This is a genomic window from Breznakia pachnodae, assembly GCF_030814225.1.
Taxonomy (GTDB): Bacteria; Bacillota_I; Bacilli_A; order Erysipelotrichales; family Erysipelotrichaceae; genus Breznakia; species Breznakia pachnodae.
This window is the reverse complement of the sequence record NZ_JAUSUR010000001.1, coordinates 1,041,999-1,068,020: the sequence shown is the minus strand read 5'-3', so window position 1 is coordinate 1,068,020 and position 26,022 is coordinate 1,041,999. Positions and strand designations below refer to the sequence as shown.

Genomic DNA, 26,022 nt, shown 5'->3' with positions numbered 1-26,022 from the left:
AAAAATGAAAGAACAACAATTTTTATGGGGTGGATCAGTTTCCGCTCATCAAACAGAAGGTGGAAAAGATGAAACGTATGGAATGGGAAAATCAATTTATGATGTATTACCTGTACGAGAAGGACGTTCTGATTGGAGTGTAGCAATTGATGAATATCATCGTTACAAAGAAGATATTGCACTGTTTAAAGAACTAGGATTAAAAGCATATAGATTTTCAATTGCTTGGGCACGTATTTTTCCAGAAGGAGAAGGAAAAATAAACACAGTCGGATTACAGTATTATCATGACTTTGTAGATGAATTAATAAAAAATGATATTGAACCAATTATCTGTACATATCACTTTGATATTCCACTTACTCTACAAAAGAAATATGGTGGATGGAAGTCAAAAGAAACAATACGTGCATATGAAGAATATGTTTCTCTGCTAACAGAAGAATTTAAAGATAAAGTTAAAATTTGGATTCCAATGAATGAACAAAACGGTTGTCATATGCCTGCACTGATTTTTAGTGGTATGAAGTTTGATGATCCAGATTATCAGAAAACCAAAACCCAAGTGATTCATAACTTATTGTTGGCGAATGCTATTTGTGTAAAACATATTCATAAAAAGGTAACAGATGCTCAAGTTGGAGCGATGATTCAGTATTGTCCCATCTATCCACAAACTCAACATCCATTAGATGTAGAGGCGGCAATGAAGGCGCAGAACGAATATAATTATGAAGTCTTGGATGTTATGGTACGTGGTGAGTATGCACCAAGATTATTAATTGACTGGAAAACAAATGGAATCCTGCCAGAGATGAGCGAACAGGAATTGAAGTTATTAAAAGAGAATACAGCTGATTTTGTTGGATTCAGTTATTACTTTTCTAAAGTAACAAATCAAGAACCGGGAAAACATGACTTAAATGATTTAATCTTTGGATCATTTGTCAGTGGTAAAAGCCCATTTCCACAAAATGAATATTTAACTGCTACAGAGTGGGATTGGACAATTGACCCAGTAGGATTAAGAATTTCTATGAATGAATTATACAATCGTTATCATAAGCCATTATTTATTTTTGAAAGTGGAATTGGTGTGATTGAAGAATTAAATGAACAACACACAGTAGATGATGATTATCGAATTCAATACTTTAAAGAGCATTTGGAACAAATGAACTTAGCTATGGATGTTGATGGTGTTCCTTGTATGGGATATCTTACATGGGCTCCAATTGATATTTTAAGTTCAGGTGCAGAGATGAAGAAACGTTATGGATTTATTTATGTAAATCGCAATGATGCAGAATTGCTAGATATGAAACGTTATAAAAAGAAAAGTTTTGCATGGTTTCAAAATGTTATTAAGAGTGATGGAAAAGAACTATAGAAATTGAGGTCAATATGAATATAAACGAACTTATCGATGAACGATTAATTGATTTGCATGTAAAAGGAAAGACAAAAGAAGCTATTTTAAAATCGTTGTGCATTCCTTTGTTGAATGTAGATGCAATTTCTGATGCAGATGGCTGCTATCAGGACATTATGAAAAGAGAGTCAGAAGTCTCTACAGGTTTTATTAAAGGAATTGCAATTCCACATACCCAAAGTAAACATGTGAAAAGAACTAGTATTTCCATTGCAAAATGTGAAGAAAAGATTTTTTGGGAAACATTGGATGATGAACCAGTACAACTGATTTTCTTGATTTGCGTACCTTTACATGAGAGTGGAACCCATTTAAAAATATTAGCTAAAATAGCTGAGATGTTAACCGAAGAAGAAATATGTGTAGAATTAACACAAGCAAATACTACAGAAGAATTATTAACTATTATAAGGAGGGAAATTCAATGAAAGTAGTAGCAATCGCAGCATGTCCAGCAGGACTTATGCATACATTTATGGCCGCAAAGGCAATTAAGAAGTTAGGAGCTAAAAAAGGGTTTGAAGTAACTGTGGAAACCCAGTCAGCTTCAGGTGTTGAAAGTGAATTAAGAAGTCAGGATATCATGGAAGCAGATTGTGTACTGCTGGCCATTGATACTGCAGTTGAGGGAATGGAACGATTTAAAGATAAGAAAATTGTGAAGACAGATACAACAAAAATCTTAAAGAAACCAGATGATATTTATAAACAAATGATTGAAATAATAGGGGACTAACAATGGAAAAAGTAAAATCAGTATTATCAGAAACAAAAGGTTATATAATTACTGGAATGGGGTATATGTTACCAGTCATTATTGTAGGTGGACTATGTATGGCATTTTCTACATTTCTACCAGAAGGACCGTTCAAAGATATCTTTAGCATAATGGCAGATATCGGATTAGAAAAATATGATATCTTTCTTGTAATGTTTATTGCCAATGCAATTTCAAAGAAAGTGTCATTGGCTCCAGCATTCTTTGTAGGAATTTATGGAAACTCCATGGGACTAGGAATCTTTGGGGCACTAATAAGTGGTTTAATAGTAGGTTATATAAGTAGAGCATTAACAAAGGTAAAATTACAGGAAAGTGGAAAAGCCATTTTCTCAATGATCGTAATTCCATTTGTATCAGCAATTGTTGGGGTATTTGTAATTGAATTTATTATTCATGAACCAGTTGTCTGGGCAACAAGTTCTCTAACAAACATGCTATCAAGTATGGCAGGTTCAAATGCTATACTGTTGGGATTGATTCTTGGTGCAATGATTGGTTTTGATTTAGGTGGACCAATCAACAAGGTAGCAGGTTTGTTTGCGATTTCAATGCTGACTGAAGGAATCTATTGGCCAATGACAATGGCCACAGCAGCCTATATGCTACCCTCACTTGGTGCGGGATTAGCAACTATTATCAATCGCAAAAAAGATTTATTTGATAAAGACGAGCAACTGGCAGGGAAATCAGCATTTATTATGGGGTTCTTATTATTATCAGAACCAGCAATTCCATTTATGCTTGCTGATGTAGCATTTATGATTCCTTGTAATATGATTGTTTCAGCATTATTATGTGGAGCATATGCGTTCTTTGGCATTTCATCTACAGTAACTTTAGGCCCAATTTTCTCATTTGGAACTACTAATCAACCTGTATTAGCACTAGTGTTGTTATTTGTTGCAGTAATCTTACTGGCATTTGCAATTTTATATCGAAGAAAATCATTACTGAAACGAGGGAAATTAGACTTTAGTTATGATGAGGTTGAAGCGTAGATGAACTGTTACTGTTGTTTTGATTTAGGTGGTACTACAATTAATTGTAGTGTGCTTCAAGAAGATGGAGTTGTGCTAGACTTTCTTGTTCTTCCATCAAAGAATGAAAAAGAATATATTTTACATGAATTAGAGACTTATATTAATAAGAGTAAAGAAAATTATACAATTGAGGGTATTGCTTTCTCTACTCCAGGTATCGTAAACAGTGAAATAGGAATTATTCAAGGATTTAGTGCCTTGTCATCAATTCATAACTTTAATTTTAAAGAACATTTTCAAGAGTTGTTTTCATTTCCTGTAAGCATTGAGAATGATGCGAACTGTGCACTTTTAGGGGAGCTATTTACTGGTTATGCGAAAGAAGTAAATAATGCAGTTCTTATTTCAGTCGGTACTGGAATTGGTGGATCCGTAATGATTAATCAAAAAATACTAAAAGGAAGTAGGAACTTTGCAGGTGAGTTTGGATATATGATTCTAAATTCTGAGGATAATCAATATTATTCTTTGAATGAATTGTCATCAGTTTCATCACTAATAAGAAATATGAATAAAACGGAATATAAAGTAAAGGAAGGAAAAGAAGTATTTGAACTGGCAGAGCAAGGAAACGATGAAGCAAAAACAGTTATTCAAAACTTTTATAAATACTTGTCACTGGGTATCTTTAATGCTCATTTCTCAATATCTCCAGATATTATTCTAATTAGTGGTGGAGTAAGTGAAAGAGAAGAATTATCGGATGTGCTTCAGGAAACAGTATATCAAATGATGGATGCAGCAGCCGAAAGATTTCTAGGTCAGAAAGTAAGATTGGAATGGCTTTATCCTATTATTAAATCTTGCAAGAACGGCAATCAGGCGAATGTGATTGGAGCATTAAAACATCTTCTTGATGAATATCATTTGAGTTAAAATAAAAACCAATTTCGTAATTAGAAATTGGTTTTTACCTTTATATAGTTAGTATAATTTTACCTTTCTTAGAATCTTTACTGATTATTAGTTCATGCGCTTTCTTTGCATCACTAAGTGGCATCGTTGTTTCAATAACGGTTCTTAAACCATTTTCGAAAGATGCAGTTAATTTGTATAGAAGTGAAGTATAATCTTCATCTTTCATATTAATAAGATTCATACCAAGCACCTGTAAGTTTTTACTCATCAATGTTCTAGGGTCAAACTCCAAGGCACCTCTACTGCCAATAACGACAATCTTTCCAAATGGATTAAGAATGGATGTATCTTTGGCTAAGTTCTGATGCGCTGCCATTTCAATGATGGCATCAATTCCCTGAGAATCTTTTTGTATCTTAGAGAGATAATCTTCATCATGATGATTATAAACATAATGTGCACCCAATTCTTTTGCCAGTTTCATACCCTCTTCATTACCAGCGGTTCCATAAACAATCGCACCATTCTGTCTTGCTAATTGTACAGCAATAGTACCTACACCACCACTGGCACCATGGATAAGAACTTTCTCTCCTGCTTTTAGTTGTGCACGATTAAACAATGCATAAGCAGCAGCCAAACCTGGTGTTCCAATCGAAGCACCTTGTTCAAATGATAGAGAATCAGGTAGTAAGTGAACTGCCTGTTCATCAACTACAACATACTCTGCATAAGTTCCAGTGTTTCCTTCTGTAAGGATTGCTGCGATATAAACTCGATCACCTTTTTTTAGTCGTGTTACGTTCTCTCCAACTTCATCAACAACTCCAGCACCATCATTACCAGGCGTATACGGCAGTTGTGGCAGCCGTGTATAATTACCACTACGAATGTATGTTTCTACTGGGTTTACGCCTACAGCAGCTATCTTTACTCTTACCTGATTGGCTTTTGGTTGTGGTGTTTCTATTTCTTTGTACTGTAATACATTTTCATCCCCAAATGATTCAACTATAATTGCTTTCATATCCTTACCTCGCTATAGGATAAGTATAATCCTTTCTTATTGGTTATGTAATTTATATACTCAAATAGTATTCGATATTATCAAATACTATAGTGAATACAGATTTAAGATAGTTGTCATAAACTCTTCATACGATTTACAGTTTACCAAACTATCCAGATTAGTATCATCACTGCAGGTACTTGCAAGAAAAGAGAAGACATCAGAGAAATTAGAAAAATCTAATTTACTGATAGAAAACATAAAGATGATTTTTACAGAGGTATTTCCCCAGTCAATTGGTTCTTTTAAGATTGCTACTTCAATTACAGTTTTCTTGGTGTAGTAATCAATGGGATGGGGAATTGCAATCATACCAAAGTTTGTAGGAGATATATTCTCTCGTTCCAACATCTTGTCAATAAACTCATCAGAAACATATCCTTTTTCCATTAATAGATTTCCCATTTTATGAATTGCACTATTTTTGGATTTATATTGTGCATTCATAATAAATAAATCTTTATGAAATAACTTCTTCAACATTTTCGTTATTTTATCTTTTGAACGCTGTTTTTTTACACGTTTAATCAGTTCACTAATTATTTCTTTATCATTATCATTAAAGAAGTTAGAAATAACTACACTATTATTAATATCAGTTATTGGTATCGTCGATATAATAATATCGCTCTGCGTGAAATTCAGTTCTGTGGGATTAGTTAATATATAATCAATCATAATATCATCATGAAAATGAGCTTCAATCTTCTTTAACTGGTTATTATAATAAGAGTAATACTGTGGACATATTAATGTGGCTTTTAACTTTTCACGAGTATTGTTTAACTCTTCTATTCGAGCTCCAATATGCAAAGCAATATAAGCTACTTCATCATCATATACTTCAACATTTTGTTGCTTACTGATGATATTGCAAATATAGACTGCAATATCATAAATAAAAGGTGAAGTTAGTTTGATACTATATAGCAATGGATTATGAATTGATACATTTTCTCTTAAGCGAATCAGCATATTTTTAATATGAATCGAGAAAGCAATAATAAACTCATTGATATTTAAATCAATATCAAAGTTTTTATATATTTGATCAATAATCTCTTGTACCAGATTTATAATGTCTTTACTTACTGATAACTTTACCGTTTCAATTTCATTAATTTCTTTATTTCTAACAGCACGAGTCATTAATAATAATGTGAACTGATAACGATTACTGCTAGAAAATTTAATATCATAGATATCTTCCAATGTCTGACATAGCTCATCAATAATTGATACAAAGTGACGATTTAATTCAATAAAGTCAGAATTTACTTCATCATAACTAATATTCTGTAATGACTGTGATTGATCCATTGCGATTAAAACGTGTAATAATAAATTAATTAGCGAATATTCATCAATAAAGAAATGCTTCTCATTTAACTTTTGAATAATGATTTCACGAATTTCTTTTGCATCATAATTTTGAAAGATATCATTGAGCGTTGTTAAACTTACAAGCGAATTATCTGCTTCATTATAGATGAGCTGAATCATCAAACGTTTTTTATTCTTTGTTAGACCAGTTATGAATAACTGGTTGTTTTTGGTTTTTAAAGTTAATACATATTGTTCAAGACTTCTGCGGATTCGTTTAATTTCATTTTGTAAGGTTACTTCAGAAATACATAATTCATCAGCAAGATCATTTAAATCAATTGACGTATCATTTACTAATAACTTACGCAAGATATAAGATTTTCTTTCTTGGTACGTTAAAGGCACAGGATTATCCTGCTGTAGTTCCAGTTTCTTTTTCACAACAATTCCTTGTTTACTTATTTCAATACAGTCCTTATATTCTTCCTTAATATCCCTTAAATAATTTTGTATCGTTCTTGGAGTAACACGAAAGTGAGCTGCTATGCTCTTGGTTGTTAACGGTTGTGAATTCGAATTATTTAAATAATTAAGAATGTCTCTTTTTGTTAGCATAGTTCACCTCTTTATGAATCTGATATAAGAAATATAGTTAAGTTATCTGATTATAGTTTCATTATACAGGATAATTTCAGAAAAAAAGGGTTCAGGATTTCGCCCCAATAGGAAAACCCAGAACTTTTTTCATTTTTGTTAGTTATGCATAATGAGGGTGTAAGAAAAAGGAGGACTTAGATATGCCAAAATATAATGTCTTATTATGTTGTGGTGCTGGAATGAGTTCAGGGTTTCTAGCTCAGCGGGCACAAAAGGCAGCAGAGAAAAAAGCAGCAGACATGAATATTGATGCGAAAAGTCAGAGTGTGGTAGAAGATGTCATTGAAGATTATGATGTACTTCTATTAGGGCCACACTATGAAAGTCATCTCGATGAATTTGAAGAAATTGTTGAACCATTTGATATTCCAGTAGCGGTAATTCCACAAGAGATTTATGGATCGCTTGATGGTGAAGGTTTAGTCGATTTTGCATTAAAGACACTAGAAGAACAATAGTTTAATCGGAGGAGAACGTATGAAAAAATTTATGGACTGGCTTCAATACTCATTGACGCCAGCAGTACAAAAGTTTACAAATCGCCCATGGGTATCAGGATTCTCAGCGGGTGTAGTGAAGTGTTTACCATTTATCTTAACTGGTTGTGTGATTTTCTTTTATAACGTTATACAACCTTACTTTCCAAATATCCTACCAGACCTAAGTATGATTTCAACATATACATTCAGTATGTTGGCATTACTTGTAGCATTTATGATGGTATATCAACTGATGGGATCATTAAGACATCGTGGATATCAGGTAGTTGGAGGACTTACAGGTATATGTGCTTATATTCTAACAATGAAAGGTGAAACGGTTGATGGAATCTATTCAGTAACTTGGAACCGTTTTGGCCCTACAGGTATTGTAGTTGCAATCTTTATTGGATTATATGTGGCATTTGTGTTTCATATGATTGCAAAACTGAAACTATTTAAAAACAATAAAACAATTCCAGAATTTGTTCAAGAATGGATTACAAACATTATTCCAATTTTCTTAACAATTTTAACACTAAAAATTTTGATTATTGATTTTGATGTAGATTTATACCCTTTAGTATTATTAGTATTTGAGCCAGTACAAGCAATTGCACAGACATATCCAGGATTCTTACTGGTTATCTTTATTCCTGTATTCTTCTATTCACTGGGGATTTCTGGATGGACATGGTCAGGACCTAGAAATGCAATCTTCATTCCAGCACAGGCAGCAAATGTTGCATTAGTTGCAGCAGGTGGAGTCGCTACCAATCTTACAACTTCAGAAGTATGTAATGGTATTGCCTTATGTGTACTTGGAGGAATGGGATGTACCTTAGCTTTTAATTTATGGCTATTAACCTCAAAGAGTAAGCGATTAAAGACATTGGGGAAAGTGTGTATTGGTCCATCAATCTTTAATATCAATGAACCAATATTGTATGGTGCACCAATGGTATTTAATCCAGTACTGATGCTTCCAATGTATATTTGTACCTTTGTGAATGCAACCATTGTATATGTAATTATGCGTTTGGGATTCTTGGCAATACCAACAATAGAACTAGCTATGGTTGCAACAATTCCAGCGCCAATATCAACTGTAATGTTTACTGGAGATATGCGTGGAATTATCTGGTGGTTAGTAGTATTGGCATTAGACTTATTGATTTACTACCCATTCTTTAAAACATTTGAAAAACAAGTATTAGCAGAAGAAGGAAAAGAAGTAGAAGAATTGGAAGCAAAGGAAGCAAAAAAACTGAAGAAACCTGAAGTAGTGAATGCTTAATAGAAAGGAATTGTTGTATGGATGAAAAAGTAATTAATGTTGCTATGCAAATTATATTGAATGCGGGCAATGCCAGAAATAATGTGATGAGTGCAATGTCAGCAGAAATGAGTGGGGATAAGAAAAAAGCAAATGAATTACTCGATGCAGCTAAAGAATGTGTAAAAAAAGCGCACCTTCAGCAGACAGAAGCTATTCAGGAAGAAGCACGAGGAAATAAGATGGAAATTGGCCTTTTATTCATCCATGCTCAGGATACCTTAATGACAATAGCATCAGAAGTAAATATGATTGAACAGATGATTAAGATGAACAGACGATTGGAGGAGAAAATCAATGAAAATAGTAAATAGTTTTCCAGAAGGATTTATGTGGGGTGCTGCAACTAGTGCATATCAATGTGAAGGTGCAGCAAATGAGGATGGTAAGAAAGACAATCAGCAGGATGTAATTAACCGTGAAATTCATGATGAATATGGATATGCAGATGCAAGTGTTGCCAGCGACCACTATCATCACTATAAAGAGGATGTAGCATTAATGGCGGAGATGGGTTTTACATCTTATCGTTTCTCAATTAATTGGGCCAGAGTATTGCCAGATGGTGTTGGTGAGCCAAATCCCAAGGGAGTAGAATTCTATCACAATCTGATTGATGAACTGAAAGCACACAATATTGAACCAATCGTTACCATGTGGCACTATGATTTGCCAATGGCACTTGTAGATAAATACGGTGGATGGAGAGATCGTCAGATTATCGATGACTTTGAATACTTTGCTCGTTTCATTTTGGAAGAGTATAAAGATAAAGTAAAGTATTGGCTTACCATTAATGAACAAAGTATTGTTGTTAATTATATGGACCGTAAGAATAAAATATCTATGGAAGATAAATACAATCCTAAATTTCGTTATCAGGCAAATCACTATATGAACTTAGCTCACGCAAAAGCAGCAATCGCTATTCATGAAATCGTACCTGGAGGATTATGTGGAGCAGCACTTGATATGGCTCCTTATTATCCACATACTTGTGATCCAGAAGATATTATGGCTGCAAAGAATGCAAATGCATTTAAGAATTACTTTTATATGGATGCCTACTTTAAAGGAATCTATACCGATTCTGTAATGGCATATCTTAAACGTCAGGGATTAGATTTTGAAATTATGGACGGTGATATGGAGATCATGAAGAAAGGTGCAGAGTGTTTTGATTTCTTAGGAATTAATTATTATCAAAGTGCTTGTGTAAAAGCAGCAACACCTGGACTTGCAAGACGTTCTAAACAAAACAATAAAACCGGAAAAGGCGGAAGTGTGGTTTATGAAGTGCAACCGGATTTATTTGAGGGGTGTAAGAATGAGTTTATTGGTGATACCGATTTCTCTATGCCAATTGATCCAATGGGATTACAGTATGTGCTAGAAGATATCAATGATCGTTACCACAAACCAATGATGATTTGTGAAAATGGATTTGGGGCTTATGATGTATTAGAAAAAGATGGAAGTGTTCATGACGAATATCGTATTGCTTATATTCGTGAACATATCAAAGCAATGAAAGATGCAATTGCCAATGGGGTAGAGATGATTGCCTATAATCCATGGTCTGCATTTGATTTACTTTCAACAAGTAATGGTATTGCTAAACGTTATGGATTCATCTATGTGGACCGAACAGATGATGATGTGAAAGAGTGTAAACGATATAAAAAGGATTCCTTCTATTGGTATAAAAATGTAATTGCTACGAATGGAAAGAACTTGGAATAGCCTAAAAAATATACTTGATTCAAATTATGAGTCAAGTATATTTTTGGGTTGTAATTAGATAGTCCTATTGATATAATGAGATGCTAGTAAACAACTTTTGAGGAGGACATATGTATTCACTACAACAAGCAACAGAAAATGATATTGATAAGATTGAAGCAGTACTAATAAAGAAAGTGGAAGAATTACAATTGATGGGGATTACCGATCAGTGGTCAAAACAAAGTGTTTCTTGGGATACCCTAAAAACGAAATCACAACCTGATAATTATTATTTTGTATATCATAATGAAGATATAGCAGGTTTGTTTTGTGTAGTGGATGAAGATAAATTATACTGGCCTGATGATGCACCTAAAACGGCATTATATATCCATAAAATTTCAGTGTTGCATCCATATCGAGGAAAAGGAGTATCAAAATATATCTTGGATGCATTTAAACAAATGGGAAGAGATATAGGTGTTAAAAGTGTTAAGTTAGATGTAAGAGCACATAGTCATAAACTTTGTTCTCTTTATGAACGTAATGGTTTTGAATTATTAAGCATTGAAGATTTAAAAGATGGTGATCAATGTGCATTGTATGAATATAAACTAAAATAATAGTGAAATAAATATCTGATTTTAAATTGAAGTCAGATGTTTTTATTAATTTTGTGACAACAATCAATCATTCATATCAAATTCACATTGCTGTTATATAGTAAATGTAGTAAAATTATAGAGCGTGAAGTAATCTATAGTTATATAGTAAGAGGACGAGGGTTTGGAGAATGAATTCATGAAATCGATTTATATATTTCTAACAAAATCTGATACTTGTGTATCAAAGATGATATCATTGGCAACAGCTGATGAATATACTCACATTTCAATAGCATTTGATAAAGATTTATATCCTATGTATAGTTTTGCCAGAAAGTATCTTTACACACCATTACCAGCAGGACTGAGAATAGAACCATTACAGGATGGATTCTATAAACGTAACGACAGTATACCTTGTGCCCTGTATGAGTTAAAGGTAAGTGAAGACAGTTACTATAAAGCAAAGGCATTAGTTACAGGAATGATGGAAGAAGAAAATCTTTATAAGTTCAATATTCTAGGCTTAGTGCTTTGTCGAATGAATATTTCATTCAAAAGAAATCAGCACTATTTTTGCTCGGAGTTTGTCAGTGAAGTACTGATGCTTAGTGAAGCACTGCAGCTTCCAAAGAATCCAAGTTTAATGCGACCTTCTGATTATACTCAACTTGATGAGTTGGATTGTCTGTATGAAGGACAATTAAGAAATCTGGCATTAGGAATTATCTAAGAAAAAGCAATTGGTTCATTTCCAATTGCTTTTAATTTTCTCGATTTTCATTTGCGATTACGCTTATAAGATTCGCAACCGCTTCAGCTGTTTCCAGTTCTCTTTTATAGGGTAAAGAATTACGTTGGATATTTTCTTTTGAGATATATCCATAAGTATAAGAACCATCAAAAAAGAATAGTTTGATTCTGATTCTGACATCTTCGGATTTGGAAGAAAATAAATGTGTGTTGTTTGTATCATTGGTGGTATACATATTATGCATTATACTACCTACAAATTCGATTGATTTGCGACATCTTACAATATCTTTGAGTGAATAGATATTATTATCTCCCTGAGTAAATCTGAAGTTACCATTCCTTTCGTCAAATTCAATAATATCTTTATAGGATTTTGACGCAATAAACTCCATTTTTTATCTCCTTTCAAAATATCCCTTTATGTTGATTATTCAATATCGCAAGATAAAAATCAACTACTTCCAATAAAAATGTATTGGAAATGGAAAAATTGGTGGGATTGTTTAGAAATAGCGATATAATGAAATTAGAAATGGAGGTTGTATTTATGTATACTGCAATTATTTCAGATCAGATTCAATCCGATTTAGAAGCATCTTTTAAAGTGATGAAAGAGTTAGGTTATAAGCATGTGGAATTACACAATGTATTTGGTAAAAGTATTGAAGCTTGTAGTGAAGATGAAGTAAAAGAGATAAAAACTTTAGTTGAAAAGTACGAGCTGAAGGTTGCAAATCTGGCAAGTACGGTTTTTTTCTTATGCCCACTGTATCCTGAATACAAAGTATCCTTATTCAATCCGGAGTTTTATACAATAGAAGGAGATATAGAAACCCATTTGCAATATTTAGAGAATGCATGCAAGATAGCTAATGAGCTAGATTGTAAGAATGTACGAGTGTTTCCTTTTCGCTTTCCAGACAATGAAGATATTGTAGTTGTAGGAAGTGATAAAGATATAGAAAATATTAGCATACATCTATCTAAGGCGGTTAAGATTGCGGAAGAATATGGTATTACACTAGTTTTAGAGAACTGTCCATATTCTCATTTACCAAAAGGTGAAATGACACTAGAAGTAATAAAGAGAGTAAATCATCCAAACTTAAAACTGTTATGGGATCCAGCAAACTCGTATCGTGCTGAAAAACATAAAGTTCCTAAAAAGTATTTAGAATTAGACTTAATGAGTGAATATGAGCTTATTAAAGACTATATTGGTCATGTTCATTTGAAAAATTATACTTATGATAGTAGCCTTGAAAAACCATTTTTACACAAAAGTTTATTAGAGGGTGATATTGACTATCCTGAATTATTAAAAGAAATGAATTCTCAATATCAGGGATGTCTATCACTAGAACCAGAAGTAGGTTATGAAGACACAATTACATCAATGAAAGAACTGACAAGTATCAACAACAGGTAAGCGATTATCTGTTGTTTTTGGCTATCAGGTCAATTGACTTTCCTTGTACTTATGGATAAACTGATTATAAGAGGATAGTTAATACTATCCCGTGAGTTAAATGGAAAGGAATGAGAGCATGGCTCAGGAAGAGTTAAGGTCACAATTAATAATGAAAGATGTTGCGATGGAGGATATTCATCAGTTTGATGAATTGCTTCGTTATGTATTTCAAATCACACAGACCGATCTTGATGACAGTGGATATGAAGAAGGGGAATTGCTTCGGGCGAAACGACCAATATTAAAGAATGCACAAGTAATTGGCTGGTATCATGATGACCAGTTAGTATCACAGATTGCAATTTATCCAAGTGAAGTTAATATATTTAATAAGATATTTAAAATGGGTGGAGTGACTGGAGTAGGTACTTACCCAGAATATTCAAATATGGGTTTGATGAAAGAGCTGATTGCAGAATCATTAAAAAGAATGAGAGATAATAAACAATATATTTCTTATTTATACCCATATAGCATTCCTTATTATCGAAAAAAAGGATGGGAACTGATTAGTGATCGTTTAAGCTTTAAAATAAGTGATACTCAGTTACAAGTAGAAGAAATTGTAAATGGACAGGTAAAACGTTGTTCGATTGATGATGTGGATGTTGGGGAAATATATCGAAAGTTTTCATTGCAAACGCATGGTACGCTTATTCGAAATGATTTTTATTGGGATGAGTATTGGCGTTGGGAAAACGAGGAAGAGCGAATCGCAGCTATCTATTATGATGAGAATGATGTAGCCCAAGGATACTTAATTTACTGGATTGCCAAGGAAGTTATGCATGTGAAAGAAATTGTTACGCTTAGTAATCATGCATGGAATGGTTTATGGAACTTTATTGTAGCTCATGATTCCATGGTTGATGAAGTAAGAGGATTTCAATATATAAATGATCCTTTATCATATAAAATATTGGATGGTTATATTAAAGAGATTATTGAACCATACTACATGGCAAGAATTGTGGATGTTGAAGAATTTCTAAAACTATATCCATTTAAAGAAACTGGATTCTCATTTCATATCAAAGTAAGTGATCCACTTGCTACTTGGAATGAGCGAATTTTTGGAATTGAATGGGAAAACGAAACCATAAAAATAAGTAATCAGCCAGTTGGTGAACAACTGGAAACAGACATTGGAACACTGACAACAATGCTGATGGGATATAAGCGTCCAATCTATTTATATCGCAATGAAAGGATTCAATGTTCAAAGAAACTTGCTGAACAATTAGAAACAATTATTTATGACGAAAAGCCCTATTTTTCTGATTATTTCTAGAAAAAAGGTTATAAAAAAATATATTTAGGAAAAATTGTATTATTTTTGTATAATTATCTGAAACTTCTCTTTCATTTCAATCGTATTTATGATATAAAGATAAAAGAGATGGAGGAAATTATGAAAAAATTATTAGTTAGTTTGTTTGCACTTGTCCTGTTAGCTACAGGATGTTCAGGAGGAGGTTCAAGTAGTGATTCAGTAGTTTGTGAAGTTGACGGAACTACACCAATGACAGTTGAACTTACAAATGCTGATGGAAAAATCGGGAAGATGATTTTTACAATGGAAGATGAAGACGATTCATATGCAGAAATCGATGATGAATATGTTAAAGAACTTCAAGATTATTTTGAATCATCATATGCAGCTTACGATGGATTAGATATTGAAGTTGATGTTGATGGAAAAGTAATGACAGTAGTTATGACTTTAGATGTTCAAAAAGCTGATTCATTACCAAGTGAATTCAACATGACTGGTTCATCAATGAGTGAACTTCAAGACATGGACTTCGATGACGCAGTAGCTGAAATCAAAAGTTCTGATGATGTAACTTGTAAATAATGCAAATGAAAAGAGTATCAGTGATACTCTTTTTTAATTTGCATTATTTGGTAAAGAAATAATAAAAGTTGTTCCTACGCCCTCTACACTTTGTACTTCGATTTTTCCGTTGTGTAAATCAATGATTCTCTTTACTAGTGATAAGCCTAAGCCATTTCCTTCGTGAGCACGTGAATTATCAGCCTGATAGAATTTTTCAAATATTCTACGTTTGGTCTGAGGTGACATTCCAATTCCATCATCAGCAATTGAAACAACTGTATAATCTTCATTTTTCTTTAGGGTAATTTCAATTGTTCCATCGTTACTTATAAATTTCAATGCATTGTTGAAGATGTTTTGCCATACCATTGCCAGAAAATTGGAGTTTCCATAATATTGTACTTCTTCCAAATCAATCTCAAGATTGATTTTTTTATCTGACCATTCATTTTGTGACATCAATACAATTTGTCGTACTTGCTCATCTAATGAGAACATTGTTTGATCAGGAACAATCTCCTGATTTTCTAATCTTGATAACTGCAAGATATTATTTACTAGTGAAGACAAACGTTTGGTACTTTCTAATGTTTTTTCAATATATGCTTGTTTTTCTTCTTCACTTAAGGAAGGATCTTGAAGTAATGTTACATATCCTTCAATGGAAGAAAGTGGTGTTTTAAATTCATGGGATACATTGCTTACGAAGTCATTTCGAAGCATTTGTGTATTGTTAAGCTCCTGTGCCATGATATTAAAGTTTCGCGTCATTTCTCCAACTTCTCTTGGTCCACGGTGTTCAGGGATATGAATATCGAAGTTTCCTCTAGTTATTTGTTCCATCGCATTGTTTAACTGTGCAATGGGTGATAGAAATCTTGATCCCGCTCCATGTGCAAATACAGTATTCATTAAAGTACTTGCAAGTAGTACACCAAAAACTAAAATGATTGGGTTTGGTCGATCAAGCAATCCTAAAAGGTTTGCAATTCCTACAATAACACCAATCGAAACCATGGTTAGGGAAACAATAAGAAATACGGTTAAAGAGAAAGCTGCTACCATTCGCATGGATAATTTGGGTCTTTGTCTTTTTCCGTAGGGCATTCTGGGATCTCTTCCCACTCTCCATCCTTGATCTCTTCTATCTCTCATACTTTACCGCCTTATAGCCTAAACCACGAACTGTAATAATTTCAAAGTCTTCATTATCTTTAAAACGATCTCTTAATCTTCCGATATGAACATCTACGGTTCGAATGTCGGTTTCACTATCAATGCCCCAAATTTCATCCATTAATTGTTGTCGGGTATATATATGATTTGGCGAAGTGATTAGTTTATATACTAGATAGAATTCTTTCTGAGGTAGAATCACTTCTTCAGTATCATTAGATACAGTAAGGGAATCCATATCAAAGGTTGTAGAACCAACAACAACTTTTCGCTGAGAGATTGCCTGGTTTCTTCTAAGTAGTGCGGATACTCTTAATAACATTTCATTTACATTGATTGGTTTTACCATATAGTCATCAGTACCTGCATCAAATCCTTTCTGCAAATCAGAGAAGTCATCTTTGGCAGTTATCATAAGAATGGGTGTTTTAAAGTTTGCTTCACGTAGGGACTTGGTTAAATCATATCCATCCATCTTTGGCATCATAATATCTGAAATAATTAAATCTATATATTGGGTATCTAAAACATCCAGTGCTTCAATCCCGTTATCCGCACTGATGGCATTGTATCCATTCTTTCTAAGAACCGTACAAAATAGTTTTTGAATCTCTCGATCATCTTCTACAACTAGTATATTAAACATAAAATCACCTCCACATAGTTCTTTTCTATATTAAGTATAAACGATAATTATGAATTTATTGTAAACTAATTTAAAAAGTTCATATTGAGTTCATATTCGATTAATATTTAGTTTAAATACATCGATTATACTTCAAGTAGCAACCAAGAAGGTTGAAAAATAAAAATGAATTGAAAGGAGATAAAAAGATGTTAAAAATATTTAAATATATAGAAAAACATGAATGGGGATTTATCGCCATAAGTTTAGGGTTAATTATCATTCAAGTTTGGCTAGATTTAAAACTTCCAGATTATATGTCAAACATAACAACACTTGTACAAACAGAAGGAAGTACTGTTAGTGATATTGTGTTTGAAGGAGGATGGATGCTGTTATGTGCATTAGGTAGTTTAGTGTCCTCTTGTATTGTTGGTTACTTTGCAGCAAAGGTTGCTGCAGGGTTAGCAAAACGTTTGCGTGGAGAGGTGTATGATAAAACCTTATCATTCTCAATGGAAGAGATGAATGATTTCTCTACATCTAGTTTAATCAACAGAACAACCAATGATATTACCCAAGTGCAACAACTTGTGGCAATGGGGTTACAATCAATTATTAAAGCACCGATTTTAGCAGTGTGGGCGATTCTAAAGATTGCAGGAAAGAGCTGGCAGTGGACAGCAACGACAGCAGGAGCAGTTGTTGTGTTACTGGTAATGTTATCTGTAATTATTATCTTTGTAATTCCTAAGTTTAAGATTATTCAACAATTAACAGATAACTTAAATCAGGTAACAAGAGAAAACTTAACTGGGTTACGTGTAGTTAGAGCCTACAATGCAGAAGATTATCAGGAAGATAAATTTGAAGAGGCAAATGATGAACTGACAAATACCAACTTGTTCACAAATCGAATGATGTCGATTATGCAGCCAGGTATGAGTTTGATTATGTCTGGGCTAAGTCTGGTGATTTATTGGTTAGGTGCTTACCTTATTAATGAAGCAGCAATGATAGATAAGATTTCATTATTCTCAGATATGATTGTATTCTCATCATATGCAGTTCAGGTAATTATGGCATTTATGCTACTAACAATGATCTTTATTATGTTACCTAGAGCTTCAGTATCAGCAGGAAGAATTCTTGAAGTTATTGAAAGAGAAACGAATATTAAAGATGGAACATATGATTTGGAAACGTCAGCAGTTAGTGGAGAATTAGAATTTAAGAATGTAAGTTTCAAATATCCAGGAGCCAGTGATTATGTATTACATAACGTAAATTTCAAAGTAGAAAGTGGCGAAACCGTCGCCTTTATTGGAGCAACAGGTAGTGGTAAGAGTACCTTAATTAATCTGATTCCTAGATTCTACGATGTTAGTGAAGGTGAAGTACTAGTTGATGGAATTAATGTGAAAGAATATAAGTTAGAAACATTACATAGTAAGATTGGATATGTTTCACAAAAAGCAACCATCTTTAGTGGAACTGTAGAGTCAAATGTAGACTACGGAGAAAATAGTAAGGATGATTCTATTGATGAAGTAGGAAAGGCAATTGAAATTGCTCAGGCGGAAGAGTTTGTAGATAGCCTTGATGGCGGGTATCAGGCACAAATAGCACAAAGTGGAGCTAACTTATCTGGAGGACAGAAACAACGTCTGTCAATCGCCAGAGCTGTCTATAGAGACCCTGAAATCTATATCTTTGATGATTCATTCTCAGCACTTGATTACAAGACAGACCGTGATCTTAGAAAAGCATTAAATGATGAAGGTAGCGGTGCAACATCGATTGTCGTTGCTCAACGGATTGGAACCATCAAAGATGCAGATAAGATTATTGTATTGGATGATGGAGAAGTTGTAGGAATTGGAAAACATAGAGAATTATTGAGAACATGTGAAGTCTATCAAGAAATTGCTAGTTCACAATTATCACAGGAGGAATTGTCTTATGCCTAGTGGAATGCCAGGAAACAACATGAGTGTTGCTGAAAAATCATCTGGAAAAATGACAACTTCATTTCAAAAACTGATCATGTATTGTAAGAAATACTTTCCAGTAATGATTACTGCAATCGTTCTTGCGATTGTTGGATCTATCTTAAATATTATAGGTCCAGATAAAATATCAGAAATTACCGATTTAATAACTGAAGGATTGGCTACAGGGATTGATATCGATGCAGTTACAAGTATTGCTTTATTACTTGTTGTATTATATGGATTAGGATTCTTATTTAATATAGTTCAGGGAGTTATTATGGCAACGGTATCGCAAAAAATATCGCAACAGATGCGTGGAGAGATATCAAGCAAGATTAACTTATTACCTTTAAAATATTTTGATACAACAAGTTTTGGAGATGTATTAAGTAGAGTTACCAATGATGTAGATACGATTGGTCAGACTTTAAATCAAAGTTTAGGAATCTTAGTAAGTTCCATTACGATGTTAATTGGTTCATTAGTAATGATGTTCTACACAAATTGGATTTTAGCAATATCAGCAGTACTTGCTACTTTAATAGGATTTGTATTAATGATTGTAATTATTGCACAGTCTCAAAAGTACTTCTCAAGACAACAAAATGAATTAGGAAATATCAATGGGCACATAGAAGAAATCTATGCTGGTCACAGTATTGTGAAAGTGTATAATGCAACACGACAAGCAAAAAAAGAATTTCATAATATAAACCAAAAACTTTATACAAATGCATGGAAGTCACAGTTCTTATCTGGACTGATGATGCCATTAATGTCATTTATTGGAAACTTTGGATATGTAGTAGTATGTGTAGTAGGAGCAATCCTAGTACACAATGGATCAATTACTTTTGGAGTAATTGTAGCATTTATGATGTATGTAAGATTGTTTACACAACCGCTATCACAAATTGCTCAAGCTGCAACAAGTCTTCAATCAACTGCAGCAGCAAGTGATCGTGTATTTGAATTCTTAGAGGAAGAAGAATTGTCAGATGAAAGTGAAAAAACAAAAGTCTTAAAGAATGTAAATGGTGATGTGAAGTTTAAGAATGTGAACTTTGGATACAAAGAGGGTCAAACCATTATTAATAACTTCTCAGTAGATATCAAAGCAGGACAGAAAGTTGCCATTGTAGGACCAACAGGTGCTGGTAAAACAACTATTGTTAATCTGCTGATGCGTTTCTATGAACTGAACAGTGGATCAATTTCTATCGATGGTGTACCAATTGATGAAATGAAACGTGAATCGGTACATGACTTATTCTGTATGGTATTACAGGATACTTGGATCTTCCATGGAACGGTGAGAGAAAATATTGCCTATTGTAAGGAAGATATCAGTGATGCTGAAATTGAAAAAGTTTGTGATGTAGTAGGATTAACTCACTTCATTAATACCTTACCAAATAAATTAGATACTGTACTAGATGATAATGTTGAATTATCAGCAGGTCAAAAACAATTGATTACAATTGCCAGAGCAATGATTGAAAATGCTCCATTATTAATTCTTGATGAAGCAACATCGTCAATTGATACAAGAACGGAAATCTTAGTACAAAAAGCAATGGATAAACTAACAGTTGGTAGAACATCATTTGTGATTGCTCACAGACTATCAACAATCAAAGATGCAGACCTTATCTTAGTGATGAAAGATGGAGATATTGTAGAGAAGGGTACTCATGTTGACTTGTTGGAACAAGGAACATTCTATGCAGACTTATACAATAGTCAGTTTGATACAGTAACAGCTTAAAAGAGTAACTAATGTATACTTAATGAACACGAAATCTTATACCTCAAGACGTGACTTGACGAGTATATCAATTGACTTTAAAAAGGAAAATGATACGATACGAATAGAGTTCTACGTTAGTAGTGAAGGAGAGTGAATTGATGAATTATTTAGTGATTAGTAGTCATCCGTATAGTGAAAGTTTTAATGTAGGTGTTGTGGAAAATGTTGCTGAAGTTTTAAAAGAAAAAGGTGAACAAGTTTCTGTAATCGACCTAGTTAGTGATGGATTTAATCCAGTAATGTCTTCAGATGATTTAATGAAGTGGAGAACTGGAGCAATTGATAATCCACTTGTAGTTGAATATATGAAAAAGATTGATGAAGCTGATGTACTTGTATTTCCATTCCCATTATGGTGGGGACATATGCCTGCGATTTTAAAAGGTTTCTGTGATAAAGTATTGCAGGTAGGGTTTGCCTATAAATATGATGAAAATGGAAATATGGTAGGTTTACTGACTGATAAAAAAGCAGTAGTAATTACAACAATGCAAATGACCAATGAGGTATATGATGGCTATTTACAAAATCCAATCATCGGAAGTTTTATTAAAGATACGTTACAAGTTTGTGGAATCGATGTAGCAAAACATTTCCAAATTGAAACAATTGTATCTGGAGGAAAAGAATATACTGATGAGAAGATGAATGAAATCAAAACCTATTTTAAAGAAATGTAAGAATGACGAAACAATAGAATAATAATATCGTCTTTAAAAAAGAAGTTGAACAACCTCAATGATTACGAGGACATTCAACTTCTTTTATTTTGTAGTAAAGCATTGTTCACAGTTTGCACCACAAGCTAGACTTTGCTGCATATCTTTCAACGCCCACTGTGCAGCCTGTTGAATCACAGGGACAACATCTTTCCCCTTATCTGTTAATGAATATTCAACTCTTGGAGGCACTTCATTGTATTGCTCACGATGAACGATACCATCTCTCTCTAATTCTTTTAAGGATTGTGACAGCATTACATTCGTAATATCACCAATCTTTCGTTTAATTGAACTATAGCGTAATGGTTTACCAGCAGCTAGCATACAGACAATTGGTAATTTCCATTTCCCACTAAAAACATTTAGAATATGGCGAAGTGGACAAAGTGACTGCTGATTTTTTTGTGTAATGCTCATAAAGTTACCTCATTTCCAATAGTAAGTTTTACCATACTAAGTATGTACATTCTTAGTACTTGTATAATTCTTATTCTTGCAATAAAATCATATCATAGAGATAAATTGAATACAATTTAATTTTATAAGTGTTGATTTTATAACATAGTAAGGAGATGTTCGAATGCTAGACTTAAGTGTATCACAAAAAGACTATATTGAAGCTATTTATGTTTTGTATAAACAGTTGGGCTCGGTACGTTCAATTGACATTGTGAATCATTTGCATCATACAAGAGCGAGTATAAGTATTGCAATTCAAGCATTGGTTGAAAAAGGGTATGTAGAAAAAATAAATAATCGGATTATATTAACTGAAAAAGGTAACCTGGCTGCTGAGGAAATTATTAAGCGTCACTGCGTCTTGGCTCATGCGCTTCAGTCCATGGGGATTGATAGTGAAACAGCAATACGAGATGCAAAGCAAATGGAACGAACGTTAAGTGATCAGGTTATTAATCGTACAGCAGAAGTAATCAATTGTAAGAAGCTAAGAACACAGGATAATATCTGTGAAAAAGAATTAACATTTATAAATAAAGTTTATGGAACTGAAAATGAGTAAGGAGGACAAACTCATGAATATAGAAGTTAGATACTACTCACGTGGAGGAAATACCAAGAAAGTTGCTGATGCAATTGCGGAAGTGGCAAAAGTTGAAAGTAAAGATACAAATGCTCCAATTGAAGAACCAATAGATTTATTATTCTTTGGAACTGCAGTATATGCATTTGGTATTGATGACCATGTGAAAGAATTTATTTCAAAACTAGACTCAAGTAAGGTAAAGAATGTAGCATTATTTAGCACATCGGCTATGCTAAAAAAAGGAAATAATGAGATGGCGGAATTGTTTAAAGCGAAGGACATTAATGTGATAGACAAGAATTATCATTGTTGGGGTTCCTTTACTGCAATGCATCGTGGACATCCAAATAAAAGTGACTTAGATAGAGCAATGGATTTTTCTTCTTCTGTAATTAATAAGATGAAATAAAAAATAAATATACTAAAAAATGGTGGTTATTTAATTGAAAACCACTTTTTTTTAGTAGATCATAATATTGAGAGGTGTATTATGAATCAAAATAAATATGCAATAGCATCAGCAATAGATGGTAATGATATCAAGAAGCTACGTAAACAATTAAAGTTAACGCAAAAAGAGTTCGCTATGCTTGCAAATGTATCGGAAAAAACAGTTGCTGCATGGGAAATAAAAAATAATGAAATAAAAGGAATAATTTCTTCTTTAGTTAAGATATTAAGTGAGAATCCTCAAATTGTAAAGGATTTGGAAATACCAAATCTAGAAGTTCCACTTCGTCTATGGTATATGTTTAAGAATGAAGTCTGTAGTGTTATTGATATTGATGAAAGACATAAGGAAGTAAAGGTTTATAATTATGTAAAGGATGATATCTTTAAAGCCTTTGGAGTGATAGAAACACCAAGTTACGACCAATATATAAATTTTATTGTATCACGTTGTTTCCCCAAGGAACGTGCTGATATGAAACTTATTCTAAACGACTTAAATTTACCATTTTATGATCCATTTCTGATTATAGAAAAAACGGAAGGAAGGATGGCTGAAGACGACTTTTGGATTAAAATCGAAAGGAAGAAATAATGATAGAACTATTTGAACAAGACATTAAAACAATTGATCGTCAATCATCAAAGGGAAACCAGTTAAAGTGGCGAAATGAATCTTATTGGTATAAAGCTGACTATACTGGATATGAAGGAATTGTAGAATATATAGTATCTAAACTGATAACTAAATCAACACTACATAATAACGAAATTACAAATTATGAAATAGAGGAAATACAGTATAAGAGGAGAATTTGGTTAGGATGTAAAAGTATAAATTTTTTATCTGAAGGTTGGCAGTTAATTACTCTAGAACGTTTATTTCATAACTATTATGGACATAGCCTTCAACAAGCCATATATAAGATAAATGGAGACAAAGAGCGATTGGAGTTTTTAGTAAATCAAACAATACGAATAACAGGACTAACTGAGTTTGGGCAATATATGAACAAGTTACTAACGATAGATGCAATATTCTTAAATGAAGACAGACATATGCATAATATTGCTGTGTTGTTGGATTCAAATGGTGAGTATCAATATTGTCCTATCTTTGACAACGGAGCGTCCTTATTATCAGACATAAGACTAGATTATCCTTTAGAAGAATCATTTTATGATTTAATAGAGACAGTTGAGTCAAAAACATTTTCTGCTAGTTTTGATGATCAACTTGACACATCAGAACAGTTATATGGAAAAAACTTAAGGTTTCAGTTCACGAAAAAAGATGTGTCTAATTTATTAAAGCAGGATCAGTTATATTCCGAAGAAGTGAAGAGAAGAATAGAAGATGTGCTTTTCTATCAAATGGATAAGTATCAATACTTATTTAGTAGATAATAGAGACATTAGTTATTAAACGTTATCTAAGATCACATTTAAAATAAAAAAAGAAGCAATTAAGTGTATTGCCTCATAAATTACGCTACCTATATTTTAGATAAATATTTATCAATAATCTTTTGTCTTTCGATTTCAGTGGTGCTCTCTCCCTCTATACATTTTCTAAGTTTTTCTTTGATTTCTTCAGTTAATGGCATTCCTTCTAAGGCCATTGTAGCATTTACTCTATCGATGATATTTTTTGTTTCTTCTTTCAATGAAATCACCGCCTTTCTCTATTGTAATTTATAAAATAATTATATCATTAAAGATAGAAATAATCAGTATATCTAGATTAAAACTATCAAAAAAATTATAGATTTTTTAGTAGGATTTATCTGTAGTTTTACGTAATGTTGACAAATTAAGAAATTATGATATGATAAAAATACAAAACAAGAAAACGCTTTCATTCGATGATAGAATGGAAGAGTGAGTATGTTACTGGGATGCAGGCAGACTCAAACTATGATGGAAGATTTTTTCTGTGTAGTTTGAGTTTTCTTTTTGTAGAAAGGAGGCAGTACTATGAAAATTCGTCAAATACTAAATAATAATGTAGCTCTTGTAGAACGTGGCAAGATCGATGTAATTGTAGTATCAAAGGGGATTTCCTTTCGTAAGAAAGTAGGAGATACGTTGGAACTGGACGAAGTAGAAAAAGTATTTGTGCCTGATTCCAATGATGTGTTAGAGAACTATAGTTATCTGTTAAGTCATGCCCAGCAAGGTACACTTGACGCTACATTGAAAGTCATTGAATATGCGGAAAAGAATATAGAAGAAAAAGTAAATGACTATTTATATTTGACATTATTAGATCATATTGATTTTGCATTAAAAAGAGCAATGAAAGATCAGTTTATTATCAGCCCATTGGCATGGGAAGTAAGAAAATTCTATCCTAAGCATTATGAGATTGGAAAATGTGCTTTAGAAATTATTACAAATGAAACTGGAGTAGAATTCCCTGAAAGTGAAGCAGTTGCAATTGCTTTACACTTTATTAATCTTCAGGAATCTCAGGTTGATATAAAAGATGCTATTAAGGTTATGGAAACAGTTAGTGATATTCTAACGATTATCAGAATCCATTTCCAAATGCAGTTTGATGAAGGATCAATGAACTATAATCGTCTAGTAACACATCTACAATATTTCGCGCAGCGAATTACATTAGGGGAAATCTATAATAGTGAAGATACAGAATTAAATAAACAAGTCAGAATTATGTATCCAAAAGCATATATATGTGTGAATAAGATACGAGTATATTTATTGAATCGCTTCCAGAAAGAACTGACACAAGATGAAGAAACATATTTAATGTTACACATTCATCGTGTAACACAACGAAATGAAAGCGAGGAATAATA

At 32.9% G+C, this 26,022-nt stretch carries 29 protein-coding genes; 22 read left to right on the top strand and 7 right to left on the bottom strand.

The features are described 5' to 3' along the window. The first annotated feature begins 4 nt into the window (after nt 1-4). The 5 genes from J2S15_RS05120 to J2S15_RS05100 are packed head-to-tail and all read left to right on the top strand — an operon-like array spanning nt 5 to nt 4,129. Complete coding sequence (locus J2S15_RS05120) at nt 5-1,390, top strand: glycoside hydrolase family 1 protein (RefSeq protein ID WP_307406083.1); 1,386 nt, start codon at nt 5-7, stop codon at nt 1,388-1,390. Between the two features lie 14 nt (nt 1,391-1,404). After that, a complete protein-coding gene (locus J2S15_RS05115) occupies nt 1,405-1,860 on the top strand; it encodes a PTS sugar transporter subunit IIA (protein ID WP_307406081.1) in 456 nt (151 codons plus the stop codon). Continuing rightward, nucleotides 1,857-2,168, top strand: a complete 312-nt coding sequence (locus J2S15_RS05110) for a PTS fructose transporter subunit IIB (RefSeq protein ID WP_307406079.1) — start codon at nt 1,857-1,859, stop codon at nt 2,166-2,168. The genes J2S15_RS05115 and J2S15_RS05110 overlap by 4 nt, the downstream gene beginning before the upstream one ends. A 2-nt stretch (nt 2,169-2,170) precedes the next feature. Continuing rightward, a complete protein-coding gene (locus J2S15_RS05105; RefSeq protein ID WP_307406077.1) occupies nt 2,171-3,211 on the top strand; it encodes a PTS fructose transporter subunit IIC in 1,041 nt (346 codons plus the stop codon). Further along, nucleotides 3,212-4,129 (top strand): ROK family protein, encoded by a 918-nt coding sequence (locus J2S15_RS05100; protein WP_307406075.1) that lies wholly within the window; start codon nt 3,212-3,214, stop codon nt 4,127-4,129. A gap of 40 nt (nt 4,130-4,169) precedes the next feature. On the opposite strand, the gene J2S15_RS05095 is transcribed toward J2S15_RS05100, so the two are convergent. Beyond that, nucleotides 4,170-5,138 (bottom strand): NADPH:quinone reductase, encoded by a 969-nt coding sequence (locus J2S15_RS05095; protein WP_307406074.1) that lies wholly within the window; start codon nt 5,136-5,138, stop codon nt 4,170-4,172. An 87-nt stretch (nt 5,139-5,225) separates the two neighbouring features. Beyond that, nucleotides 5,226-7,121: a BglG family transcription antiterminator gene (locus J2S15_RS05090; RefSeq protein ID WP_307406071.1), complete on the bottom strand. Its 1,896-nt coding sequence runs from the start codon at nt 7,119-7,121 to the stop codon at nt 5,226-5,228. Nucleotides 7,122-7,303: 182 nt separating this feature from the next. Between J2S15_RS05090 and J2S15_RS05085 the strand changes: the two genes are divergently transcribed. The 6 genes from J2S15_RS05085 (at nt 7,304) to J2S15_RS05060 (ending at nt 12,041) form a co-directional block, all read left to right on the top strand. Continuing rightward, nucleotides 7,304-7,621 (top strand): PTS sugar transporter subunit IIB, encoded by a 318-nt coding sequence (locus tag J2S15_RS05085; protein ID WP_307406069.1) that lies wholly within the window; start codon nt 7,304-7,306, stop codon nt 7,619-7,621. Between the two features lie 19 nt (nt 7,622-7,640). Beyond that, nucleotides 7,641-8,939: a PTS sugar transporter subunit IIC gene (locus tag J2S15_RS05080; RefSeq protein ID WP_307406067.1), complete on the top strand. Its 1,299-nt coding sequence runs from the start codon at nt 7,641-7,643 to the stop codon at nt 8,937-8,939. A 17-nt stretch (nt 8,940-8,956) separates the two neighbouring features. Next, nucleotides 8,957-9,292, top strand: a complete 336-nt coding sequence (locus tag J2S15_RS05075; RefSeq protein ID WP_307406065.1) for a PTS lactose/cellobiose transporter subunit IIA — start codon at nt 8,957-8,959, stop codon at nt 9,290-9,292. After that, nucleotides 9,276-10,721 carry a glycoside hydrolase family 1 protein gene (locus J2S15_RS05070; RefSeq protein ID WP_307406063.1) on the top strand — a complete coding sequence of 482 codons (1,446 nt, stop codon included), beginning with the start codon at nt 9,276-9,278 and terminating at the stop codon, nt 10,719-10,721. Before J2S15_RS05075 ends, J2S15_RS05070 begins: the two co-directional genes overlap by 17 nt. Before the next feature lie 110 nt (nt 10,722-10,831). After that, entirely contained in the window at nt 10,832-11,326 is a 495-nt protein-coding gene (locus J2S15_RS05065; protein WP_307406060.1) for a GNAT family N-acetyltransferase, read from the top strand. A gap of 178 nt (nt 11,327-11,504) precedes the next feature. After that, nucleotides 11,505-12,041 (top strand): hypothetical protein, encoded by a 537-nt coding sequence (locus tag J2S15_RS05060; RefSeq protein ID WP_307406059.1) that lies wholly within the window; start codon nt 11,505-11,507, stop codon nt 12,039-12,041. Nucleotides 12,042-12,072: 31 nt separating this feature from the next. Here the strand turns inward: J2S15_RS05060 and J2S15_RS05055 are convergent, their stop codons facing one another. After that, nucleotides 12,073-12,456 carry a hypothetical protein gene (locus J2S15_RS05055; protein WP_307406057.1) on the bottom strand — a complete coding sequence of 128 codons (384 nt, stop codon included), beginning with the start codon at nt 12,454-12,456 and terminating at the stop codon, nt 12,073-12,075. A gap of 155 nt (nt 12,457-12,611) precedes the next feature. Here J2S15_RS05055 and J2S15_RS05050 point away from each other — a divergent pair, with 155 nt between their 5' ends. The 3 genes from J2S15_RS05050 to J2S15_RS05040 all read left to right on the top strand — a co-directional run bounded on the left by J2S15_RS05050 (nt 12,612) and on the right by J2S15_RS05040 (nt 15,393). Next, nucleotides 12,612-13,493, top strand: a complete 882-nt coding sequence (locus J2S15_RS05050; protein WP_307406055.1) for a sugar phosphate isomerase/epimerase family protein — start codon at nt 12,612-12,614, stop codon at nt 13,491-13,493. Nucleotides 13,494-13,593: 100 nt separating this feature from the next. Then, entirely contained in the window at nt 13,594-14,826 is a 1,233-nt protein-coding gene (locus tag J2S15_RS05045; protein ID WP_307406053.1) for a GNAT family N-acetyltransferase, read from the top strand. A gap of 120 nt (nt 14,827-14,946) precedes the next feature. Then, nucleotides 14,947-15,393 carry a hypothetical protein gene (locus tag J2S15_RS05040; protein WP_307406052.1) on the top strand — a complete coding sequence of 149 codons (447 nt, stop codon included), beginning with the start codon at nt 14,947-14,949 and terminating at the stop codon, nt 15,391-15,393. Between the two features lie 33 nt (nt 15,394-15,426). On the opposite strand, the gene J2S15_RS05035 is transcribed toward J2S15_RS05040, so the two are convergent. Together J2S15_RS05035 and J2S15_RS05030 are read right to left on the bottom strand one after the other, a co-directional pair. Continuing rightward, nucleotides 15,427-16,530: a HAMP domain-containing sensor histidine kinase gene (locus J2S15_RS05035; protein ID WP_307406050.1), complete on the bottom strand. Its 1,104-nt coding sequence runs from the start codon at nt 16,528-16,530 to the stop codon at nt 15,427-15,429. Then, nucleotides 16,520-17,197 (bottom strand): response regulator transcription factor, encoded by a 678-nt coding sequence (locus J2S15_RS05030; RefSeq protein WP_307406048.1) that lies wholly within the window; start codon nt 17,195-17,197, stop codon nt 16,520-16,522. Before J2S15_RS05030 ends, J2S15_RS05035 begins: the two co-directional genes overlap by 11 nt. A gap of 188 nt (nt 17,198-17,385) precedes the next feature. Here J2S15_RS05030 and J2S15_RS05025 point away from each other — a divergent pair, with 188 nt between their 5' ends. From J2S15_RS05025 to J2S15_RS05015, 3 genes are all read left to right on the top strand, one after another. Continuing rightward, entirely contained in the window at nt 17,386-19,146 is a 1,761-nt protein-coding gene (locus J2S15_RS05025; protein WP_307406046.1) for an ABC transporter ATP-binding protein, read from the top strand. Beyond that, complete coding sequence (locus J2S15_RS05020; protein ID WP_307406045.1) at nt 19,139-20,938, top strand: ABC transporter ATP-binding protein; 1,800 nt, start codon at nt 19,139-19,141, stop codon at nt 20,936-20,938. The genes J2S15_RS05025 and J2S15_RS05020 overlap by 8 nt, the downstream gene beginning before the upstream one ends. A gap of 140 nt (nt 20,939-21,078) precedes the next feature. Beyond that, entirely contained in the window at nt 21,079-21,660 is a 582-nt protein-coding gene (locus J2S15_RS05015) for an NAD(P)H-dependent oxidoreductase (protein ID WP_307406044.1), read from the top strand. A gap of 84 nt (nt 21,661-21,744) precedes the next feature. On the opposite strand, the gene J2S15_RS05010 is transcribed toward J2S15_RS05015, so the two are convergent. Next, nucleotides 21,745-22,119, bottom strand: a complete 375-nt coding sequence (locus J2S15_RS05010; protein WP_307406042.1) for a winged helix-turn-helix transcriptional regulator — start codon at nt 22,117-22,119, stop codon at nt 21,745-21,747. Between the two features lie 163 nt (nt 22,120-22,282). Here J2S15_RS05010 and J2S15_RS05005 point away from each other — a divergent pair, with 163 nt between their 5' ends. The 4 genes from J2S15_RS05005 to J2S15_RS04990 all read left to right on the top strand — a co-directional run bounded on the left by J2S15_RS05005 (nt 22,283) and on the right by J2S15_RS04990 (nt 24,604). Further along, the gene (locus tag J2S15_RS05005) at nt 22,283-22,723 is read left to right on the top strand and encodes a metal-dependent transcriptional regulator (RefSeq protein ID WP_307406041.1); all 441 of its coding nucleotides are present in this window, start codon (nt 22,283-22,285) and stop codon (nt 22,721-22,723) included. A gap of 13 nt (nt 22,724-22,736) precedes the next feature. Next, nucleotides 22,737-23,156 (top strand): flavodoxin domain-containing protein, encoded by a 420-nt coding sequence (locus J2S15_RS05000; protein ID WP_307406039.1) that lies wholly within the window; start codon nt 22,737-22,739, stop codon nt 23,154-23,156. 81 nt (nt 23,157-23,237) lie between these two features. Beyond that, nucleotides 23,238-23,792: a helix-turn-helix domain-containing protein gene (locus tag J2S15_RS04995; protein ID WP_307406037.1), complete on the top strand. Its 555-nt coding sequence runs from the start codon at nt 23,238-23,240 to the stop codon at nt 23,790-23,792. Then, the gene (locus J2S15_RS04990; protein WP_307406034.1) at nt 23,792-24,604 is read left to right on the top strand and encodes a HipA domain-containing protein; all 813 of its coding nucleotides are present in this window, start codon (nt 23,792-23,794) and stop codon (nt 24,602-24,604) included. The genes J2S15_RS04995 and J2S15_RS04990 overlap by 1 nt, the downstream gene beginning before the upstream one ends. An 89-nt stretch (nt 24,605-24,693) precedes the next feature. Here the strand turns inward: J2S15_RS04990 and J2S15_RS04985 are convergent, their stop codons facing one another. Next, entirely contained in the window at nt 24,694-24,864 is a 171-nt protein-coding gene (locus tag J2S15_RS04985; RefSeq protein ID WP_307406032.1) for an antitoxin VbhA family protein, read from the bottom strand. Between the two features lie 310 nt (nt 24,865-25,174). Between J2S15_RS04985 and J2S15_RS04980 the strand changes: the two genes are divergently transcribed. Then, complete coding sequence (locus tag J2S15_RS04980; protein WP_307406029.1) at nt 25,175-26,020, top strand: PRD domain-containing protein; 846 nt, start codon at nt 25,175-25,177, stop codon at nt 26,018-26,020. Nucleotides 26,021-26,022: the final 2 nt, after the last annotated feature.

Excerpts from the sequence above, each read along its gene's own strand:
- J2S15_RS05100 (WP_307406075.1), top strand. The coding sequence starts at position 3,212 with ATGAACTGTTACTGTTGTTTTGATTTAGGTGGTACTACAATTAATTGT.
- J2S15_RS05040 (WP_307406052.1), top strand. The coding sequence starts at position 14,947 with ATGAAAAAATTATTAGTTAGTTTGTTTGCACTTGTCCTGTTAGCTACA.
- J2S15_RS05095 (WP_307406074.1), bottom strand. The coding sequence starts at position 5,138 with ATGAAAGCAATTATAGTTGAATCATTTGGGGATGAAAATGTATTACAG.
- J2S15_RS05020 (WP_307406045.1), top strand. The coding sequence starts at position 19,139 with ATGCCTAGTGGAATGCCAGGAAACAACATGAGTGTTGCTGAAAAATCA.
- J2S15_RS05115 (WP_307406081.1), top strand. The coding sequence starts at position 1,405 with ATGAATATAAACGAACTTATCGATGAACGATTAATTGATTTGCATGTA.
- J2S15_RS05010 (WP_307406042.1), bottom strand. The coding sequence starts at position 22,119 with ATGAGCATTACACAAAAAAATCAGCAGTCACTTTGTCCACTTCGCCAT.
- J2S15_RS05030 (WP_307406048.1), bottom strand. The coding sequence starts at position 17,197 with ATGTTTAATATACTAGTTGTAGAAGATGATCGAGAGATTCAAAAACTA.
- J2S15_RS05060 (WP_307406059.1), top strand. The coding sequence starts at position 11,505 with ATGAAATCGATTTATATATTTCTAACAAAATCTGATACTTGTGTATCA.
- J2S15_RS05005 (WP_307406041.1), top strand. The coding sequence starts at position 22,283 with ATGCTAGACTTAAGTGTATCACAAAAAGACTATATTGAAGCTATTTAT.
- J2S15_RS04990 (WP_307406034.1), top strand. The coding sequence starts at position 23,792 with ATGATAGAACTATTTGAACAAGACATTAAAACAATTGATCGTCAATCA.
- J2S15_RS05080 (WP_307406067.1), top strand. The coding sequence starts at position 7,641 with ATGAAAAAATTTATGGACTGGCTTCAATACTCATTGACGCCAGCAGTA.
- J2S15_RS05075 (WP_307406065.1), top strand. The coding sequence starts at position 8,957 with ATGGATGAAAAAGTAATTAATGTTGCTATGCAAATTATATTGAATGCG.
- J2S15_RS05055 (WP_307406057.1), bottom strand. The coding sequence starts at position 12,456 with ATGGAGTTTATTGCGTCAAAATCCTATAAAGATATTATTGAATTTGAC.
- J2S15_RS05105 (WP_307406077.1), top strand. The coding sequence starts at position 2,171 with ATGGAAAAAGTAAAATCAGTATTATCAGAAACAAAAGGTTATATAATT.
- J2S15_RS05120 (WP_307406083.1), top strand. The coding sequence starts at position 5 with ATGAAAGAACAACAATTTTTATGGGGTGGATCAGTTTCCGCTCATCAA.
- J2S15_RS04980 (WP_307406029.1), top strand. The coding sequence starts at position 25,175 with ATGAAAATTCGTCAAATACTAAATAATAATGTAGCTCTTGTAGAACGT.
- J2S15_RS05070 (WP_307406063.1), top strand. The coding sequence starts at position 9,276 with ATGAAAATAGTAAATAGTTTTCCAGAAGGATTTATGTGGGGTGCTGCA.
- J2S15_RS05025 (WP_307406046.1), top strand. The coding sequence starts at position 17,386 with ATGTTAAAAATATTTAAATATATAGAAAAACATGAATGGGGATTTATC.
- J2S15_RS05050 (WP_307406055.1), top strand. The coding sequence starts at position 12,612 with ATGTATACTGCAATTATTTCAGATCAGATTCAATCCGATTTAGAAGCA.
- J2S15_RS05065 (WP_307406060.1), top strand. The coding sequence starts at position 10,832 with ATGTATTCACTACAACAAGCAACAGAAAATGATATTGATAAGATTGAA.
- J2S15_RS05110 (WP_307406079.1), top strand. The coding sequence starts at position 1,857 with ATGAAAGTAGTAGCAATCGCAGCATGTCCAGCAGGACTTATGCATACA.
- J2S15_RS05085 (WP_307406069.1), top strand. The coding sequence starts at position 7,304 with ATGCCAAAATATAATGTCTTATTATGTTGTGGTGCTGGAATGAGTTCA.
- J2S15_RS05015 (WP_307406044.1), top strand. The coding sequence starts at position 21,079 with ATGAATTATTTAGTGATTAGTAGTCATCCGTATAGTGAAAGTTTTAAT.
- J2S15_RS05000 (WP_307406039.1), top strand. The coding sequence starts at position 22,737 with ATGAATATAGAAGTTAGATACTACTCACGTGGAGGAAATACCAAGAAA.
- J2S15_RS04995 (WP_307406037.1), top strand. The coding sequence starts at position 23,238 with ATGAATCAAAATAAATATGCAATAGCATCAGCAATAGATGGTAATGAT.
- J2S15_RS05090 (WP_307406071.1), bottom strand. The coding sequence starts at position 7,121 with ATGCTAACAAAAAGAGACATTCTTAATTATTTAAATAATTCGAATTCA.
- J2S15_RS05035 (WP_307406050.1), bottom strand. The coding sequence starts at position 16,530 with ATGAGAGATAGAAGAGATCAAGGATGGAGAGTGGGAAGAGATCCCAGA.
- J2S15_RS05045 (WP_307406053.1), top strand. The coding sequence starts at position 13,594 with ATGGAAAGGAATGAGAGCATGGCTCAGGAAGAGTTAAGGTCACAATTA.